The sequence below is a fragment of the Flavobacterium endophyticum genome (genome assembly GCF_003634455.1).
GTDB classification, from domain to species: domain Bacteria; phylum Bacteroidota; class Bacteroidia; order Flavobacteriales; family Flavobacteriaceae; genus Flavobacterium; species Flavobacterium endophyticum.
Window position 1 is genome coordinate 2083300 of the sequence record NZ_RBLC01000001.1, and the last position, 18243, is coordinate 2101542.

Annotated in this window: 15 protein-coding genes; 14 read left to right on the plus strand and 1 reads right to left on the minus strand. The window is 37.4% G+C overall.

The window, feature by feature from the left end:
* The first annotated feature begins 159 nt into the window (after window positions 1-159).
* The 6 genes from CLV94_RS09335 to CLV94_RS09360 all read left to right on the plus strand — a co-directional run bounded on the left by CLV94_RS09335 (window position 160) and on the right by CLV94_RS09360 (window position 7936).
* Window positions 160-1158 (plus strand): homocysteine S-methyltransferase family protein, encoded by a 999-nt coding sequence (locus tag CLV94_RS09335; protein ID WP_121376281.1) that lies wholly within the window; start codon window positions 160-162, stop codon window positions 1156-1158.
* A 26-nt stretch (window positions 1159-1184) separates the two neighbouring features.
* On the plus strand, window positions 1185-3869 hold the full coding sequence (gene metH, locus CLV94_RS09340; RefSeq protein ID WP_121376119.1) for a methionine synthase: 2685 nt from the start codon (window positions 1185-1187) through the stop codon (window positions 3867-3869).
* 80 nt (window positions 3870-3949) lie between these two features.
* Window positions 3950-4906 carry a methylenetetrahydrofolate reductase [NAD(P)H] gene (gene metF, locus CLV94_RS09345; protein ID WP_121376120.1) on the plus strand — a complete coding sequence of 319 codons (957 nt, stop codon included), beginning with the start codon at window positions 3950-3952 and terminating at the stop codon, window positions 4904-4906.
* Window positions 4907-4966: 60 nt separating this feature from the next.
* On the plus strand, window positions 4967-6070 hold the full coding sequence (locus tag CLV94_RS09350; protein WP_317125112.1) for an acyloxyacyl hydrolase: 1104 nt from the start codon (window positions 4967-4969) through the stop codon (window positions 6068-6070).
* Between the two features lie 15 nt (window positions 6071-6085).
* Window positions 6086-7174 carry an acyloxyacyl hydrolase gene (locus CLV94_RS09355; protein ID WP_121376121.1) on the plus strand — a complete coding sequence of 363 codons (1089 nt, stop codon included), beginning with the start codon at window positions 6086-6088 and terminating at the stop codon, window positions 7172-7174.
* Window positions 7175-7186: 12 nt separating this feature from the next.
* Entirely contained in the window at window positions 7187-7936 is a 750-nt protein-coding gene (locus CLV94_RS09360) for a head GIN domain-containing protein (protein WP_121376122.1), read from the plus strand.
* A gap of 1 nt (window position 7937) precedes the next feature.
* On the opposite strand, the gene gldA is transcribed toward CLV94_RS09360, so the two are convergent.
* Window positions 7938-8834, minus strand: coding sequence for a gliding motility-associated ABC transporter ATP-binding subunit GldA (gene gldA, locus CLV94_RS09365; protein ID WP_121376123.1), 897 nt, complete (start codon window positions 8832-8834; stop codon window positions 7938-7940).
* Window positions 8835-9165: 331 nt separating this feature from the next.
* Between gldA and CLV94_RS09370 the strand changes: the two genes are divergently transcribed.
* The 8 genes from CLV94_RS09370 to CLV94_RS09405 all read left to right on the plus strand — a co-directional run bounded on the left by CLV94_RS09370 (window position 9166) and on the right by CLV94_RS09405 (window position 18227).
* Complete coding sequence (locus tag CLV94_RS09370; RefSeq protein ID WP_121376124.1) at window positions 9166-9996, plus strand: prephenate dehydratase; 831 nt, start codon at window positions 9166-9168, stop codon at window positions 9994-9996.
* 11 nt (window positions 9997-10007) lie between these two features.
* On the plus strand, window positions 10008-11177 hold the full coding sequence (locus tag CLV94_RS09375; RefSeq protein WP_121376125.1) for a pyridoxal phosphate-dependent aminotransferase: 1170 nt from the start codon (window positions 10008-10010) through the stop codon (window positions 11175-11177).
* A 58-nt stretch (window positions 11178-11235) separates the two neighbouring features.
* Window positions 11236-12318: a bifunctional 3-deoxy-7-phosphoheptulonate synthase/chorismate mutase type II gene (locus CLV94_RS09380; protein ID WP_121376126.1), complete on the plus strand. Its 1083-nt coding sequence runs from the start codon at window positions 11236-11238 to the stop codon at window positions 12316-12318.
* A 131-nt stretch (window positions 12319-12449) separates the two neighbouring features.
* Window positions 12450-13433, plus strand: a complete 984-nt coding sequence (gene rsgA / locus CLV94_RS09385) for a ribosome small subunit-dependent GTPase A (RefSeq protein WP_121376127.1) — start codon at window positions 12450-12452, stop codon at window positions 13431-13433.
* An 89-nt stretch (window positions 13434-13522) separates the two neighbouring features.
* The gene (gene dtd / locus CLV94_RS09390; protein ID WP_121376128.1) at window positions 13523-13975 is read left to right on the plus strand and encodes a D-aminoacyl-tRNA deacylase; all 453 of its coding nucleotides are present in this window, start codon (window positions 13523-13525) and stop codon (window positions 13973-13975) included.
* 50 nt (window positions 13976-14025) lie between these two features.
* Window positions 14026-15936 carry a DUF3857 domain-containing protein gene (locus tag CLV94_RS09395; protein WP_121376129.1) on the plus strand — a complete coding sequence of 637 codons (1911 nt, stop codon included), beginning with the start codon at window positions 14026-14028 and terminating at the stop codon, window positions 15934-15936.
* A gap of 12 nt (window positions 15937-15948) precedes the next feature.
* The gene (locus CLV94_RS09400; protein ID WP_121376130.1) at window positions 15949-17898 is read left to right on the plus strand and encodes a DUF3857 domain-containing protein; all 1950 of its coding nucleotides are present in this window, start codon (window positions 15949-15951) and stop codon (window positions 17896-17898) included.
* 2 nt (window positions 17899-17900) lie between these two features.
* Complete coding sequence (locus CLV94_RS09405; protein ID WP_121376131.1) at window positions 17901-18227, plus strand: nucleotide pyrophosphohydrolase; 327 nt, start codon at window positions 17901-17903, stop codon at window positions 18225-18227.
* The last annotated feature ends 16 nt before the right edge of the window (window positions 18228-18243 follow it).

Here is an 18243-nt window from a genome sequence, read left to right on the forward strand (position 1 = left end):
AAACCTTGGTTTTCTCTCCCTTTTCCTGACAACATATTGATATTTAATTTTTAAGAAGCAAATGGCCTTGGTTTTTTCAATACTCCATTTCCTGCTTTCTGAAAAATAATGAACTTTTGGATTCAACAGAATCGTTGCATAACCATTAGTATCGAAAAAATGTCAGACATACACAAAGCTATTAAAGAAAGAATCCTTGTTCTCGACGGAGCAATGGGAACAATGCTTCAGCGCTACAATTTCTCTGAAGAAGATTTCCGTGGCGAAAGATTTAAAGATTTTCCACATCCTCTGAAAGGAAATAATGATTTATTGTCATTGACCCAGCCCCAAGCCATTCGCGATGTACACCGTCAGTATTTTGAAGCAGGCGCAGATATTGTCGAAACCAATACATTTTCAGGAACTACAATTGGCATGGCGGATTATCATCTCGAAGATCTCGTCTATGAATTAAACTACGAATCGGCAAAACTAGCTCGCGAAGTAGCCGATGAGTTTACTAAAAAAGACCCAAGCAAGCCTCGTTTTGTTGCAGGCTCTATCGGTCCGACGAACAGGACAGCCAGTATGTCACCCGATGTAAACGACCCAGGGTATAGAGCCGTTACTTTTGATGATTTGAGAATCGCCTACAAACAACAAGTCGAAGCATTGATTGACGGAGGCTCAGACATCTTGTTGGTAGAAACGATCTTCGATACTCTAAATGCCAAAGCGGCCTTATTTGCTATCGAAGAAGTCAAAGAAGAAAGAAATCTTGATATTCCGATTATGGTTTCTGGAACAATTACAGATGCTTCTGGAAGGACACTTTCAGGCCAAACAGTCGAAGCCTTTCTGATTTCAATCTCGCATATTCCTTTATTAAGTGTCGGATTTAACTGTGCTTTGGGTGCCGACCAATTGAAGCCTTACTTGCAGAGATTGTCACACAATACGTCGTTTAATATTTCAGCCCATCCCAATGCAGGATTGCCGAATGCTTTTGGACAATACGACCAGACTCCAGAAGAAATGCAGGCTTTGATTCGGGAATATCTCCAAGATAATCTTATCAATATAATAGGAGGATGCTGTGGTACTAATCCAGAACACATCCGCCTGATTGCAGAAGCCGCAAAAGAATATGCACCAAGAATTGTAGAACCAGTTTAAAAACTACAGCTAAAGAAAAACAGAAAATGGCAGATGTTGATTGTAAGAAACACCTAAAATTATCAGGCCTTGAGCCTTTAATCATAACTCCCGAAAGTATTTTTGTGAACGTGGGCGAACGGACAAACGTTACCGGTTCTCGAAAATTCTTGCGTCTCATAAAAGAAGAAAAGTACGAAGAAGCTTTAGATATTGCCAGAGCCCAAGTAGAAGGCGGTGCCCAAATCATCGATATCAATATGGATGAAGGAATGCTTGATGGTGTTCATGCCATGACGACTTTCCTGAACCTGATTGCTGCAGAACCCGATATTTCTCGAGTTCCTGTGATGATTGATAGTTCCAAATGGGAAATCATCGAAGCAGGCTTGAAAGTCGCACAAGGAAAAAGCGTCGTCAATTCGATCAGTTTAAAAGAAGGTGAAGACAATTTTATCCGTCAGGCAAAATTGATAAAAAAGTATGGAGCTGCAGTAATCATAATGGCCTTTGATGAAGTCGGTCAAGCCGATACTTACGAGAGAAGGATTGAAATCTGCAAGCGTTCCTACGATGTTTTAGTAGACCAAGTCGGTTTTCCAGCAGAAGATATCATTTTCGATCCTAATATTTTTCCCGTGGCGACAGGTATGGAAGAACACCGTCAAAACGCTGTAGATTTTTTCCGAGCTACAAAATGGATCAAAGAGAATCTTCAGTATGCAAGTGTCAGTGGAGGCGTGAGTAATGTTTCTTTTTCTTTTCGAGGAAATGACCGTGTTCGCGAAGCCATGCATTCTGCCTTTTTATACCATGCCGTAAATAACGGAATGACGATGGGAATCGTAAACCCAGAAATGCTGGAAATTTACGACCAGATACCAAAAGATTTATTAGAGCATGTCGAAGATGTCTTGCTTGACAGAAGAGATGATGCAACGGAAAGGCTTTTATCTTTTGCCGAAAACATAAAAGGCGATACCAAAGAAGTAACAGAAAAACAAGCCCAAGAATGGCGCTCGCTTCTAATTCAGGAGAGGCTTACGCATGCTTTAGTGAGAGGGATTGATGAATTTATTGAGGCCGATATCGAAGAAGCAAGACAGCTTGCAGCAAAACCGATCGAGGTCATTGAAATCAATTTGATGGCCGGAATGAATGTCGTTGGAGATTTATTCGGAAGCGGAAAAATGTTCCTGCCCCAAGTAGTCAAATCAGCAAGAGTTATGAAAAAAGCAGTTGCGTATCTGCTACCTTATATAGAAGCTGAAAAAGACGGGACTTCAAGTTCTGCTGGAAAAGTACTGATGGCAACAGTTAAGGGCGACGTTCATGATATTGGAAAAAATATCGTAGCGGTGGTTCTGGGATGTAATAATTATGAAATTATCGACCTTGGTGTCATGGTGCCGCCAGAAAAAATCATCCAGACTGCCATTGAAGAAAAAGTAGATATTATTGGCCTAAGCGGCCTAATTACGCCTTCCTTGGATGAAATGGTCTATTTGGCAAAACAGATGGACAAATTAAATATCAATATTCCAATCATGATTGGTGGAGCGACAACTTCGCGCGCGCATACGGCCGTGAAAATTGCTCCTGAATACAGAGAAACCGTTGTCCATGTAAACGATGCATCGCGAGCGGTTACGGTTGCTGGGAATCTAATCAATAAAAATACCAACCAAGAATATTTCAAAAGCCTTCGTTCAGAATATGACGAATTGCGTGAAGGCTATCTGAACAGAAGCCGCGACAAAAATTTCCTAGATATTGAAGAAGCCAGAAAAAATAAATTAAAACTGGATTGGGACAATTTCTCTCCAGCTAAACCTAATTTTATTGGGGCAAAAACCATCGAAATAAAGCTGGACGAATTAGTTGATTATATCGACTGGACGCCTTTTTTCAGAACTTGGGATTTGCATGGGAAATATCCAAATATTTTGACGGATGAGATAGTAGGGGAACAAGCTACTATTTTATTTTCCGATGCTCAAAAAATGCTAAAGCAGATGTTGTCAGAAAGCTGGCTCGAAGCGAAAGGAATCTATGGGATTTTTCCAGCGAACCAAATTAATGACGACGATATCGAATTATTTGATGAAAGCGGAAAACACCTGCAGACTTTCTTGACCCTAAGACAGCAATCGGCAAAAACAAAAGGAGCTCCAAACATTGCATTAGCCGATTTTATTGCACCGAAGGATTCTGGAAAGACTGATTATATGGGCGCTTTTTGCGTAACGACAGGTTTCGGGGTAGATGAAAAAGCAGCTGAATTTGAGAAAAATCTCGATGATTATAATTCGATCATGGTTAAAGCTTTAGGAGATCGTTTTGCTGAGGCTTTTGCGGAATATTTGCACGAGAAAATCAGAAAAGAAATATGGGGCTACGCTTCGGATGAGGTTTTAAGTAATGAAGAATTAATCAAAGAAAGCTACAAAGGAATACGCCCTGCACCCGGATATCCGGCTTGCCCTGACCATTTAGAAAAACCTACGATTTGGAAATTATTAAATGTTGAAGAAGAGATAGGCGTAACCTTGACCGAAAGTATGGCCATGTGGCCAGCTTCTTCGGTTTCTGGATATTATTTCGGAAATCCGGAGAGCAAGTATTTCGGTCTTGGAAAAATCAAGAAAGACCAAGTCGAAGATTATGCCAAACGCCGAAACGTTTCGTATGAATATGCCGAAAAATGGCTTAACCCAAATATTGCAGATTAGAGAAATTTTGGATGTCTGATTTAGGATTTTTGATTTTAGCTCACCTAAATCAAAAATCCTAAATCCTAAATTATAAATTGATGAAAGTAACCGAACATATAGAAAAAGCGAACGGGAAATCTTTATTTTCCTTTGAAATATTGCCTCCATTAAAAGGCCAAAATATCCAATCCATTTTTGACAGTATTGATCCTTTGATGGAATTCAATCCACCGTTTATTGATGTGACCTACCATCGTGAAGAATACGAATACAAAGAACTGCCTAGCGGTTTGTTAGAGAAAAAGATTGTCAAAAAACGTCCTGGAACGGTCGGTATTTGTTCGGCAATTCAAAACAAATACCAAGTTGATGCGATTCCGCATATTCTTTGTGGTGGTTTTACGAAAGAAGATACCGAAAACTTCTTGATTGATTTGGATTTTCTCGGAATCCAAAATGTAGTGGCTTTGCGCGGCGACGCCGTTAAAAATGAGACCTATTTCAAGCCTGAAAAAGAAGGAAACCATTATGCTACAGAATTGGTTACGCAGATTTCAAATCTGAATAATGGAATTTATTTAGATGACGAATTGCAGAATTCTTCTGCAACCAACTTCTGCATCGGAGTGGCTGGCTATCCAGAAAAACACATGGAAGCACCCAGCTTGGACAGCGATATTTATTTCTTGAAACAAAAAATAAAGAATGGAGCTTCCTATATTATTACGCAGATGTTTTTTGACAATAAAAAGTTTTTCGATTTTGTCGCAAAATGCAGAAAAGAAGGCATTACGGTTCCAATTATTCCGGGACTAAAGCCGATTTCTACAAAAAAACAATTGAACTTGGTACCGCACCGTTTTAAGGTTGATATTCCTGATGAACTGATCATGTCTATTGTTCGTGCCAGCGATTCAGAAGCTGTAAAACAAATAGGAATTGAATGGTGCATCAACCAAAGCAAGGAGCTAATCAAAGAAGGAATTCCTGTTCTCCACTATTATTCTATGGGAAAAGCGGAGAATATCAAGGCAATCGCAAGAGAGGTTTTTTAACATAAGCTTGTAAGCTTACTTTTATTAGTTATTTTTGGCAATGCTAATCCGAAACAAATAGTGTTGCCAAAAAAACTTAATTTTCTAATTCTCCTCATTTCAACCCTCGCTTTCTCGCAAGAGCAGAACGGAAAATTTACGATTGATGCTAATTATTTCTACGGTAATATTTTGCCTCACAACAATACGATCAGGCATTTGATTACAGAACATCCCGAGGGTATCTTAATCAGTTTCAATAAAAAAACGTTTGGAGAAAAAGAATGGCAGTCGGCATATAACTTCCCGGATTATGGTGCTTCCTTTCACTATGAGAATACCAAAAATAAAACTTTAGGAGACTTATACGGATTGTATGGTCATTATAGCTTCTATTTTTTTAACCGAAATCTGATGTTCCGAGTAGGTCAAGGAATTGCTTATAACACAAATCCTTATGACAGAGATACCAACTTTCGCAATTTGGCATACGGTTCAAATTGGATGCCTTCAACCTATTTATTGCTGAATTATAAAAAAGAAAATCTATTCAAGAATATCGGCATTCAAGCCGGGATTAGCTTTTTTCATCATTCAAATGCAAACCTAGCATCGCCAAATACAAGTACGAATACCTTGGCTATGAATCTGGGAGTTAATTATTCTTTTGAAAAAAGCGAACAAAATCAGCGATATACAAGAGTTTATGATACGATTATAAATTATAGACAGCCGATCAAATTCAATATTGCCTTCCGAACCGGATTTAATGAAAGCGATATTATCGGAAGCGGGACATTCCCTTTTTATGTGCTATCTGCTTATGCCGACAAACGTCTTTCCAGAAAAAGCGCTATCCAATTCGGAGCCGATTTTTTCATAATGAAATATCTCGAAGAATATATCAAATTTAAATCAGTCGCGTATCCAAACGAACACGTAGATTCCAATACAGATTATAGAAGAATAGGACTTTACATCGGGCACGAACTTTTTATAAATGATTTATCCGTGGAAGCTCAGGTTGGCTATTACGTTTATTCCCCATTTGATTACTTAGGCCCATTTTACCAGAGAATTGGCTTGAAATATTATATTAGCAATACCATTTTCACATCAATGACATTAAAAACACATGCTGCAAAAGCCGAAGCAGTAGAATTTGGTGTCGGTGTAAGATTATAAATAAATTATAACAGAATGAACAAATTTCTTTTTCTGATTTGTCTTTTGCCCGTGTTGAGCTTTTCACAGGAAAACAACAGCAGATATACTTTTGATATTAATAATTTCTACGGAAAAATTTTAAATCATACCGAAGAAATATCGCAATTTACAGACCATAGTCCGGAAGGATTTCTTATTAGTATCAACAGAAAAACATACGGCGAAAAAGCATGGCAGTCTCGTTATAATTACCCAGATTATGGCCTTTCGTTTGAATATCAAAATATGAAAAATGAAGAGCTAGGTTATTTTTATGGATTGTACGGGCATTATAATTTTTATTTTTTCAAAAGGAATTTGATGCTGAGAATTGCACAAGGAGTTGCGTACAATACAAATCCATACGATGTAAATACCAATCCGGAAAACTTGGCTTATGGAACGCATTGGATGCCGGCGACTTATTTTATGCTGAACTATAAGAAAGAAAGAATTTGGAATGGATTAGGACTTCAAGCGGGAGTTACATTCTTTCATCATTCGAATGCGAATTTGAGATCTCCTAATAAAGGGACAAATACAGTAGCTCTAAATATTGGAGCTGTTTATAATTTTGATAGCAAAGAATCCTTAAATTATATACCGAATAAAGATTCTATTAAGTTTACGGAACCGATACGATATAATCTTGCTTTTAGGACAGGATTTAATGAAAGTGATTTGGTAGGAAGCGGACAATATCCGTTTTATGTATTTTCTGCCTATGCAGATAAAAGGCTGAATCGAAAAAGCGCCATCCATATCGGTGCGGAGTTTTTTATGATGAAATATTTAAAAGGATCGGTGTGGCAGCTATCCCATGCGCCAGGCTCTACGATAAGCCCTGATACGGATTATCGAAAGGCAGGAGTCTTTATCGGGCATGAGCTTTTTGTCAATAGGCTTTCTCTTGAAACGCAGTTTGGCTATTATGCTTATGCTCCGCTGGATTATCTGCCTCCAATTTATCAAAGATTGGGACTTAAGTATTATCTTATGGACGAGATTTTTATGGGAGTTGCCTTAAAGACTCATGCAGCAAAAGCGGAAGCTCTTGAATTTGGAATAGGAGTCCGTTTATAAAATTATATCGCAATGAAAACAAAAATGCTTAAAACAATATTCTTCCTATTTATAATAGCATTTTTATCATGCGATTCAGAGAACGCAAGCGACTGTTTCCAGACATATGGCTCACCGATTGAAAAAGAATTTAGCGTTGAAGATTTTAAGAAAATTAATATTTCTGAAGGAATCGAATTGATCATAAAACAAGGAACGGAAACGAAAGTAGTTGTAAGAACAGGTGAAAACCTAATAAGTGGCATTACGGCCGAAGTTTCGAATAATGAACTTTTTCTCCGAAATTCAAACGGATGCAATTGGGTCAGAGATTACAATACGACAAAAGTGTATGTCACGACTCCCACATTGATAAATGTATATTCTTCTTCCCAATTTGGAGTAAAATCAGATGGCGTATTAAGTTTTCCGAACCTGTCATTACAATCTGGAATGTTTGGAAACACAGCTTCGGGAACCTTTGAACTTGAGGTCAACTGTGTCAACCTAAATATAGAAGACAATAAATCGTCCTATTTTGCTATTTCAGGATTCACTGATGCTTTGAATGTAGCCTTTTATGATGGCGATGCAAGATTTGACGGTTCAGACTTAAGAGCTAAAGAAGTTTCTTTTTTTCATAGAAGCTCAAATAATATGATCATAAATCCGATAAATAAAATTTCAGGAACCATTTACAGTACAGGAAATGTTGTCTTGAAAAATGTGCCTCCGATTATCGAAGTTACGCAATTATACCAAGGTCATTTGGTTTATCCTTGACCTATTCTTTGGTAACGTCTCTAAAAATAGCTTCTAGATTTTTGTTCTTCAGGTTCAGCTGTAATGTTTTTAATCCATTATCATGAGCAAAATCAAAGATAGCAGGACGCATGTCTTTAGAGGTGGAGAAAGTCAATTCCCAAATCTTATCATTTGTGTTGGTCAGAGCAACCAGATTCGGAATTGTTCTCAACAACTGTTCTTCTACTTTGTGATCAAATTCAACCTCTATAACCTGTTCTTTTTCATCTTTCAGGTTATTTAATTTTTTATCAGTGACGATCTTTCCGTGGTTGATAATGATTACACGGTCGCAAATCGCTTCCACTTCCTGCATGATATGTGTAGATAGAAAAACCGTTTTGTCTTTCCCTATATTTTTGATCAATTCTCGGATTTCTACCAACTGATTCGGATCAAGACCTGTTGTGGGTTCGTCCAAAATCAAGACATCCGGATTGTGAAGCAAGGCAGTTGCCAAGCCCACGCGCTGGCGGTATCCTTTAGACAATTGTCCTATTTTTTTATGGCTTTCAGGAGTCAATCCGGTCATTGCAATCACTTCTTCAATTCTGGATTTTGCCACTTTATAAACATCAGCATTAAAAGCTAAATATTCACGTACATACAAATCAAGATATAACGGATTGTGCTCTGGCAAATAGCCAACCGATTTTTGTACTTCTTTCTGAGCACTTGAAACATCATTTCCGTTTACCGAAGCCTTACCTTCATCAGCAGTGATAAAAGTGGTCAGGATTTTCATCAGCGTAGATTTTCCAGCACCATTAGGTCCTAAAAAACCGACAATTTCGCCTTTTTGGATAGAAAAGGAAATATTATCCAAGGCTTTCTGGTTTCCGTAATTTTTTGAGATGGAAGTAACTTCGATTGACATGATTTTTGATTTTGAACAAAAGTAATAAAATGAATAATTAAAACGTATATATGTTATCCGAATTGCATAGCAAGTAAATTAATCGACAATTCAAACGTTGTAGTTAAAAATATTCCTAAAAAACGACTGTTTTATGTAAAGCGTAAAACAAATTTTTCTACTTTAGCCGAATAACAAAACAAAAAATGCAAAACAACCGTTTTTATTTTAGCAATTCTTTTTATTTCTGGAAACAGAAACGGGATTGTCGTGTTGTTATGTAAATAGAATTATATTTAAAAATCAATATAGAAATCCCGATGCAAATCGGGATTTTTTTTTGCCTAAACTTATGGAAACAAAAATTGCAATTCAAGGAATCAGAGGCTCGTTCCATCACCAAGTCGCTAAAGAATATTTCAATGAAACATTGGAATTGGACGAATGCATGTCGTTCGATGCTTTGGTGACAAGCTTGGTAGGAAACAAAACCCAGAAAGCAATTATGGCTTTAGAAAATTCGATAGCAGGCTCGATTATACCTAACTATGCCTTGATTGATAGGAACAATCTTCACATTATTGGAGAACATTATCTGGACATTCACATGAACCTGATGGTGCTGAAAGGCCAAAAAATAGAAGACATCAAAGAAGTGCATTCGCATCCAATTGCCTTATTGCAGTGTGGTGAGTTTTTTAAAAAATATCCGCATATAAAATTAGTAGAAAGCGGCGATACGGCAGAAACAGCCCAAAGAATTCAAGAAAAACAACTAAAGGAAATTGCGGCAGTAGCAAGCCCAATTGCAGCAGAAATGTTCGGGTTAGACATTTTGGCTTCCGGAATCCATACGATAAAAAGCAACAAGACGCGGTTTGTAATCTTGAAAACGCAAAACAAAGTCCTGCCTAAAGAAGAAATCAACAAAGCTTCTATAAAATTTGAATTGGATGATACGCCTGGAAGCCTAGCGACAATTTTAAACGTGATGAACAATTGCAAGCTGAACCTGACGAAAATCCAGTCGATGCCGATTATAGAAACGCCTTTCCAGTATTCTTTTTTTGTGGATGTGACTTTTGAAAAATACAAACACTATGAAAAAGCAAAATCAATTCTAGAACTAATGACGACACATTTTAAGGTTTTAGGAGAATACAAAAGAGGTAATAGAAGCTAAAAAAAAGAAACATGGAAAATGATATTGTAATAGGAAGCAAAGGATTCGCTAATCGATTAAATACGGTCGAAGAGTATTACTTTTCAAGGAAACTAAGAGAAGTACGCCAGATGATTTCGGAAGGAAAGCCGGTAATCAACATGGGAATTGGAAGTCCTGATCTAGCGCCGCCCAAAAGTGCTATCGAGGCTATCAAAAAAGCAATAGATGATGAAAAAGCACATGAATATCAAAGCTATCAGGGATTGCCGGAATTGAGAAAAGGAATTGCGGATTTCTATAATGCCCAGTTTGGCGTTTCACTCGATACCAATTCCGAAATTTTGCCCTTGATGGGTTCAAAAGAAGGCATCATGCATATTTCTTTAGCGTTTTTGAATGAAGGTGATGAGGTCCTGATTCCAAATCCGGGCTATCCGACCTATGCCTCGGTGACTAATTTAGTAGGAGCAAAGCCAATTTTCTACGATTTAAAAGAAAAAAACAATTGGGAACCTGATTTAGACTTATTAGAAAAGCAAGACCTGTCGAAAGTCAAACTGATGTGGATTAATTATCCGCACATGCCGACAGGAGCTAGCGGGAGCTTATCGATGTTTGAAAAATTGGTCAGTTTTGCAAAAAAACATCAGATTGTTCTGGTCAATGATAATCCGTACAGTTTTGTGCTGAATGACAATCCAATTTCTATTTTTCAAGTTGAAGGTGCTAAGGATATTGCTTTGGAATTAAATTCGCTGAGCAAAACCTTTAATATGGCAGGCTGGCGTATCGGAATGGTGTCTGGAAAATCAGAATTCATCGACGCCATCTTACAAGTGAAAAGCAATATGGACAGCGGCATGTTTTATGGAATTCAAAAAGGAGCCATCGAAGCGTTGAAATGTGGAAAAGAATGGTTCGATGTCCAAAACACTATTTATACAAAAAGAAGAGCACTGATCTTTCAATTGGCCGAAAAACTGGGCTGTACATTTGATAAAAAAGCAACAGGAATGTTCGTCTGGGCAAAGCTGCCATTAGCTATAACAGCTTCAGAAGAATTTATTGATACAATTTTAATCGAGAAAAACATCTTTATTACGCCAGGAACTATTTTCGGAAGCAACGGCGAAGGCTATATCCGATTTTCATTGTGTATCAAAGAAGAAAAAATTCAAGAAGCGATCGCTAGGCTTTAGACAATAGATTTAAAAAATAACTAACTTTGGCCTAGGCCGAAGAAATACCAAAATAAAAATGAAAAATTCAAAAGAATTGAGAAGGTGGTTGGACGATTTCAATTTAGCGCATCCGTTAGTAATCGCCGGACCTTGTAGTGCCGAAACAGAAGAACAAGTATTGAAAATTGCCCATGAATTAAAAGACTCAGACGTCAGTATTTACAGAGCAGGAATCTGGAAGCCGAGAACACGTCCAGGCGGTTTTGAAGGTGTTGGGGCCATCGGTTTGAAATGGTTGCAGAAAGCAAAAGCTGAAACGGGACTGCTCATGGCTACCGAAGTAGCAAATGCAGCCCATGTGCAACTGGCTTTAGAACACGATATTGATGTTTTGTGGATTGGAGCGAGGACAACAGTAAATCCTTTTGCCGTTCAAGAAATTGCCGATGCTTTAAAAAATACTGACAAAATTGTATTAGTAAAAAATCCTGTAAATCCAGATTTAGCCTTATGGCTGGGAGGTGTAGAACGTTTATATAATGCAGGAATCAAAAAACTAGGAGTCATCCACAGAGGATTTTCGACTTACGAAAAAACAAAATACAGAAATATACCCGAATGGCAATTGGCTATCGAATTGCAGAATCGTTTCCCGGATCTGCCATTGATTTGCGATCCTTCGCATATTACAGGAAAACGCGAGATGATTCAAGAAGTTTCCCAGCAAGCCTTGGATTTGAACTATGACGGATTGATTATCGAAACGCACACAGATCCTGATAATGCTTGGAGCGATGCCGCGCAGCAAGTCACGCCAACCCGACTAAAACAAATTTTCGAAGATTTAAGAGTCAGAAAAGAAACCGAAGAAGCTTCCGATTACAACCAAAAATTAAATCGCCTTCGTGTAGATATTGATGAATATGACGCCAAGATTATTGAGATTTTAGGAAAAAGGATGGTTGTCGCCGATAAAATCGGTGCACTAAAAAAAGAAAAAAATGTAGCGGTGCTGCAAAACAAAAGGTGGAATGAGATATTAGGCAAGATGATTTTAGAAGGAGAAGAAAAAGGCTTGAGCGAAGAATTCATCTTAAGAATTTTTAAAGCAATACACCAAGAAAGCATCAGCCACCAAGAAAAAATCATTAACGGATAAACAGCAACCTTAAATTTAAATGACGAAATTATATTGTTCGATTGTAAAACAGTAATTTTGTCGTTTAAATTTAACAATACGCTTTCTTGTTTCGGAAAAATCTGAAATCTGAAATCTGAAATCTGAAATGAATGACTGGAACTGTTTATAAATCTACCGGAAGCTGGTATACCGTGAAATCCGAAGACGGAGACTTTATGGAATGCAGGATTAAGGGCAAATTCCGCATGAAAGGAATCAAAAGCACAAATCCCATTGCAGTAGGCGACATCGTGGATTATGAACTCGACAAAACGTCAGACAAAGTCACAGGCACAATTCACAAGATTCATGATCGAAAAAACTATATCGTTCGCAAATCTGTGAATTTGTCAAAACAGGTTCATATCATTGCTTCTAACATAGACCAGGTTTTTCTTCTCATCACGATTAACAATCCACCGACAACGACTAGCTTTATCGATCGATTTTTGGTGACGGCAGAAGCTTATGGAATTGAAGCCGTTTTGGTTTTCAATAAAATAGATACCTATGATGATGCAATGCTAGACGAGCAATTGTACCTTCAATATGTTTACTCCAATATAGGCTACCAATGCCTCCGCGTTTCGTCAACAGAAGGAAAAGGAATCGACAAGCTAAAAGAAATGATGATTGGCAAAGTATCGATGTTTTCCGGACATTCTGGTGTCGGAAAATCAACGTTGGCCAATGCGCTCGAACCGACATTGCATTTAAAGACTACTGTTATTTCCGAACAAAGCAAGCAAGGCCAACACACGACGACTTTTGCCGAAATGTACGATTTGTCTTTTGGCGCTAGGATTATCGACACGCCAGGAATCAAAGGCTTTGGAATTGTTGATATGGAGAAATCAGAAATAAGCGGTTATTTTCCAGAATTTTTTGCCTTGCAAGACCAATGCAAGTTCAACAATTGCTTGCATAAAGAAGAACCGCATTGCGCCGTTAAGGAAGCTTTAGAAAAAGATGAGATCGCTTGGTCGCGCTATAGAAGCTATCTTCAGATTTTAGAGGGCGATGATGAACATTATCGTACCGATGATTATGCTGATGAAAGAGCCGAAAGCGATGAAAATAGAAATCAGAAATAGGCAAAAGTTGTAAAGCCAAAAGTCAGAAAGTCGTAAAGACTGATATGATTGATTTTTGACTTTATGACTTTCGACTTTAAGACTATAAAATGAAAGCCGTCATTCAGAGAGTTTCCCATGCCTCAGTTACTATTGAAGGAAAAAAAGTAAGCGAAATCCAAAATGGATTGCTCGTTTTGCTCGGCATTGAAGATGCTGATGCAAAAGAAGATATCGAATGGCTTTCTGGCAAGATTGCCAATCTTCGGATTTTTGGTGATTCAGAAGGCGTCATGAATTTATCCGTAAAAGATGTCGCAGGAGACATTATTGTCGTCAGTCAATTTACGCTTCATGCTTCTACCAAAAAAGGAAACCGCCCATCTTATATAAAAGCTTCAAAACCAGATATCGCAATTCCTTTATATGAGAGTTTTGTGAGACAAATGGAGGCTGATTTAGGCAAAAAAATCCAGACCGGAGAATTTGGAGCCGACATGAAAGTCGCTTTGCTAAATGACGGTCCGGTGACTATAATTTTTGACACAAAAAACAAAGAATAAGACTTGTAGATTAGTTTTATTATTTTATTTTTGGAAAAATTTAACATTTAATGAAAAAATTGTTACTCCCCCTGGTTATCTTACTATTATTTGCCGAAGTGACTATCGCACAGGATATTGAATATACTGTCGCAAACATTCCAGCAGAACTTAAAGAAAACGCGAATGCCGTGGTGCGCTTGGATCAAAAAGACATTGTCATTGCTTCAAGAAAGTCGATGGTAATAACTACAAAAAGCATTGTAACGGTACTTAATGAAAACGGATTGCAGCATATGGATCTTTCGGAATATTTTTCTGCAAGAAACCGTATTAAGTCTATCGAAGTGCAGATTTATAATTCTTTTGGTAAGGAAATTAAAAAAATCAAAAGAAAAGATTTTAAAGAAAATTCAGTTTCCGAAGGTTCGATCATAACCGATAATAAATTGCTTTATTGCGACTATACGCCTACAGAATATCCTTTTACGGTTGTTTTTCAAAGTGAGATAGAAACTTCGAATACGGCATTTATTCCGTCGTGGTATCCGATTCACGGCTTTTCTGTTAGTGTGGAAAAAGCGATAATGAACGTACAAGCTCCAGCTGATTTAGGCTTTAAGTATAAGGAATTCAACATGCTTAATAATCCTGCTATTTCCAAACAAGAAAAAGCAGGTGGTGTGTCCTTTACAGCAACTAATTTAGTCGCTTACAAACAAGAAGATTATTCGCCTTCATTCAATTCTTATGCACCTAATGTAATTATGGGATTAGACGCTTTCAATTATGAAGGTTTAGATGGTAAGGCAACCAATTGGAAAGAATTTGGAGGCTGGGTCTATTCAAACCTTTTAAAAGGTACCGATGAAATTCCTCAAGAGACCCAAGCTAAAATTAAGGCTTTAGTAGGCGATGAAAAAGACCCGCTGAAAAAAGCAAGAATCATATATAAGTATGTACAAGATAAAACGAGATATGTCAGTATCCAATTAGGAATTGGCGGCTGGAAGCCAATGATGGCAAAGGATGTTGATCGTTTAGGCTATGGAGATTGCAAAGCGTTGACAAATTATACAAGAGCATTACTAGAAGTCGTAAATGTGCCATCTTATTACACCGTTATTTATGGCAATCCTCAAAAACGTGATTTTAACCAGGATTTTGTTTCCATGGAAGGTAATCACGCGATTCTCGCAGTGCCTGTTGACAATAAAATGTATTGGCTTGAATGCACTAGCCAAAAAATGCCTTTTGGTTTCCAAGGTGACTTTACAGATAATCGCTTTGCCCTTGTTATAAAGCCTGAGGGTGGAGAAATAATCAAAACACAAGAATACCAGCCTCAGGATAATACGCAAATATCCAAAGGGAAGTATGTTATCGACGAGCAAGGCAATATTGCAGGAAGTATCTTGATAAAGTCAAAAGGTACCCAATACGACAGCAAGTTTGATTACGAAGACAAGTCCAGCGACAACCTTACTAAAATTTATAAAAGCTACTTTAATAATATAAACAACCTGAAGCTGAAGAAAATCAACTTGCAGAATAATAAAGAAGAAGTTGAATTTTCGGAAGACATCACTATAGAAGCATCAGAATATGCGAAGCCAACAGGGGGCAGAATGATTTTTGCGATAAATGCTTACAATCAGATTTCGGGAGTACCACAAAGATACCGTCAGCGTAATAATCCGTTTGAAATAATAAGAGGATTCTATGATTATGATGAAATTATAATTGATCTTCCGAAAGGCGTAACCATTGAAGCAAAACCTGAAAACGTGGAACTAAAAGGGGCTTTCGGAGAATATAAAACAGAATTAGCTGTGATTAATGAAAATCAACTGCTGTATAAGAGAACTTATAAAACAAACCCAGGCTATTACGACAAAAAGGAATATGAAAACTTCAGGAAATTCCGCGAACAGATTGCCAAAAACGATAATGCAAAAATAGTACTAGTTAAAAACCAATAGAACTTAACAAACATGAAAAAAAACCTCCTAACAATCTGTCTATTCTTATTTGCGTTGTGTGCGTTTGGCCAAGCAAAATATGAACTAGGGAAAGTTACCATCGAAGAACTAAAAGAAAAGAAACATCCAAAAGATACGGCTGCCGTTGCTGCAATTCTGTTTAAGAATGGTAAAACCTATTTTGATGTAGATTCCGAAAGAAACTGGATTCTGGTTACAGAAGTAGAAACAAGAATTAAGATTTATAAAAAAGACGGCTATTCGTTAGCAAATCAACAAGTAGGTTATTATACAGGCGGAAAGCAAGTCAGGCTGTTTTTTGATGATGCAGTGACTTACAATCTGGTTGGCGACAAAATTGAAAAAACCAAACTGAAAAGCGACGGAGAATTTACTGAGAAGGTTACCGAAGATTACAGCTATAAAAAAATAGCATTGCCTAATGTAAAAGAAGGTAGTATCATCGAGTACAAATACACACTTAAAACGCCGTATTTTGCTTTGATGAATGATTGGTATTTTCAATATCCTATTCCAGCAAACCATGTCCAATACAAAACGACAATACCAGAATACTTTTTTTACAATGTTTTCATGAAAGGCTATTTGCCTGTTAATAGCACAGCTCCAATCAAATCTAGGAACAACCAATTAGGTTTTGACGAGGTAATCACTTCATATTCCATAGATGATGTTAAAGCAATCAAACAAGAGCCTTATGTGAATAACATGGACAATTATACTTCCATGATCCAGATGGAGCTTGCTTCGACTTATTATCCTCAAAGAGGATCAGAATCGTATGCTACCGATTGGGAAACTGTGGCCAAAAAAATCTATGAGTACAAAGACTTTGGAGATGAGCTTAAGGCTACTTCCTATTTTGAGAAAGATTTAGATGCTGTATTAAAGGACATTCCTTCAAGAGAAGATAGGGTTAATGCCATCTTTGATTATGTGAAATCTAGAATGAACTGGAACGAGCGATTTGGTTATTATTGCAATGTTGGAGTCAAAAAAGCATATGCCGAAAAAGTAGGAAATGTAGCAGAAATCAATCTGATGCTTGTCGCTATGCTACGCTATGCTGAAATTAAAGCAAATCCTGTTTTGGTAAGTACACGTTCCAATGGAATTGCCTTGTTTCCAAATAGAGGAGCATACAACTACGTGGTTGCGGCTATTGAGCTTGAAAACAAAGAAGTATTATTGCTGGATGCGACTACAAAAAATGCCTTGCCAGATATTTTGCCTGTTAGAGCATTGAATTGGACAGGAAGAATGATAAGAAGAGACAAGACTTCTGTAGAAATTGGGCTTATGCCTAAAATGAAATCTAAGGAAGTTATTAATGTTATAGCTTCTATCGATACTGATGGAAAAGTTACGGGAAAAGTAAGAGAACAGTATTTCGATTACAATGCCTATAGCTTTAGAGAGCACTACTTGACCATGCCAAAAGATAAATATCTTGAGCAGATGGAAAAACGCTATAACGGAATAGAAGTCGAAGATTATTCGACGGCAAATGATAAAGATTTATCAAAACCAATGATGGAAAGTTACAGCTTTGCACATTCAAATGTTGTCGAACATATCGGAAACAAAGCCTATTTCTCGCCAATGCTTCATTACACACAAACTGAAAATCCGTTTAAAGATGAAACAAGAGAATTTCCTATAGATTTTGTTTACCCTTCTCAAGACAAATATTCTTTTGCTATTACCATTCCAGAAGGCTATGAAATTGAATCGCTTCCTACGCCTCTTGCTATTGCAATGGAAGAAAATATTGGCTCTTTCAAATACAATATTTCGCAAGCCGGAAGACAGATTCAAGTATCGGCTGCAATAGAAATTAACTATGCGAATATCCCGGCAGATTTTTATGTTACGCTAAGAGATTTCTACAAAAAGATGTTAGAAAAACAAAACGAAAAAGTAGTGCTTAAAAAAGTATAATTATGGACATAAAAAATGCACAGCTCGAAGTTGACAATTGGATTAAAGAGCATGGAGTCCGTTATTTTAATGAACTTACCAATATGGCGCAGCTCACCGAAGAAGTCGGTGAAGTTGCTCGTATCATAGCACGCCGATATGGTGAGCAGTCTGAAAAAGAATCCGATAAAAATAAAGACTTAGGAGAAGAACTTGCCGATGTCGTTTTTGTTGTGCTTTGCCTTGCCAACCAAACGGGAATCAATCTCCAAGAAGCTTTTGATAAAAAAATGGACTTGAAATCAAATAGAGACAAAGACCGACACAAGAACAACGAGAAACTTAAGTAACAATACTAAATCATAA

Coding starts and splice junctions, on each gene's coding strand:
- CLV94_RS09335 (WP_121376281.1), top strand. CDS start 160: ATGTCAGACATACACAAAGCTATTAAAGAAAGAATCCTTGTTCTCGAC.
- metH (WP_121376119.1), top strand. CDS start 1,185: ATGGCAGATGTTGATTGTAAGAAACACCTAAAATTATCAGGCCTTGAG.
- metF (WP_121376120.1), top strand. CDS start 3,950: ATGAAAGTAACCGAACATATAGAAAAAGCGAACGGGAAATCTTTATTT.
- CLV94_RS09355 (WP_121376121.1), top strand. CDS start 6,086: ATGAACAAATTTCTTTTTCTGATTTGTCTTTTGCCCGTGTTGAGCTTT.
- CLV94_RS09360 (WP_121376122.1), top strand. CDS start 7,187: ATGAAAACAAAAATGCTTAAAACAATATTCTTCCTATTTATAATAGCA.
- gldA (WP_121376123.1), bottom strand. CDS start 8,834: ATGTCAATCGAAGTTACTTCCATCTCAAAAAATTACGGAAACCAGAAA.
- CLV94_RS09370 (WP_121376124.1), top strand. CDS start 9,166: ATGGAAACAAAAATTGCAATTCAAGGAATCAGAGGCTCGTTCCATCAC.
- CLV94_RS09375 (WP_121376125.1), top strand. CDS start 10,008: ATGGAAAATGATATTGTAATAGGAAGCAAAGGATTCGCTAATCGATTA.
- CLV94_RS09380 (WP_121376126.1), top strand. CDS start 11,236: ATGAAAAATTCAAAAGAATTGAGAAGGTGGTTGGACGATTTCAATTTA.
- rsgA (WP_121376127.1), top strand. CDS start 12,450: ATGACTGGAACTGTTTATAAATCTACCGGAAGCTGGTATACCGTGAAA.
- dtd (WP_121376128.1), top strand. CDS start 13,523: ATGAAAGCCGTCATTCAGAGAGTTTCCCATGCCTCAGTTACTATTGAA.
- CLV94_RS09395 (WP_121376129.1), top strand. CDS start 14,026: ATGAAAAAATTGTTACTCCCCCTGGTTATCTTACTATTATTTGCCGAA.
- CLV94_RS09400 (WP_121376130.1), top strand. CDS start 15,949: ATGAAAAAAAACCTCCTAACAATCTGTCTATTCTTATTTGCGTTGTGT.
- CLV94_RS09405 (WP_121376131.1), top strand. CDS start 17,901: ATGGACATAAAAAATGCACAGCTCGAAGTTGACAATTGGATTAAAGAG.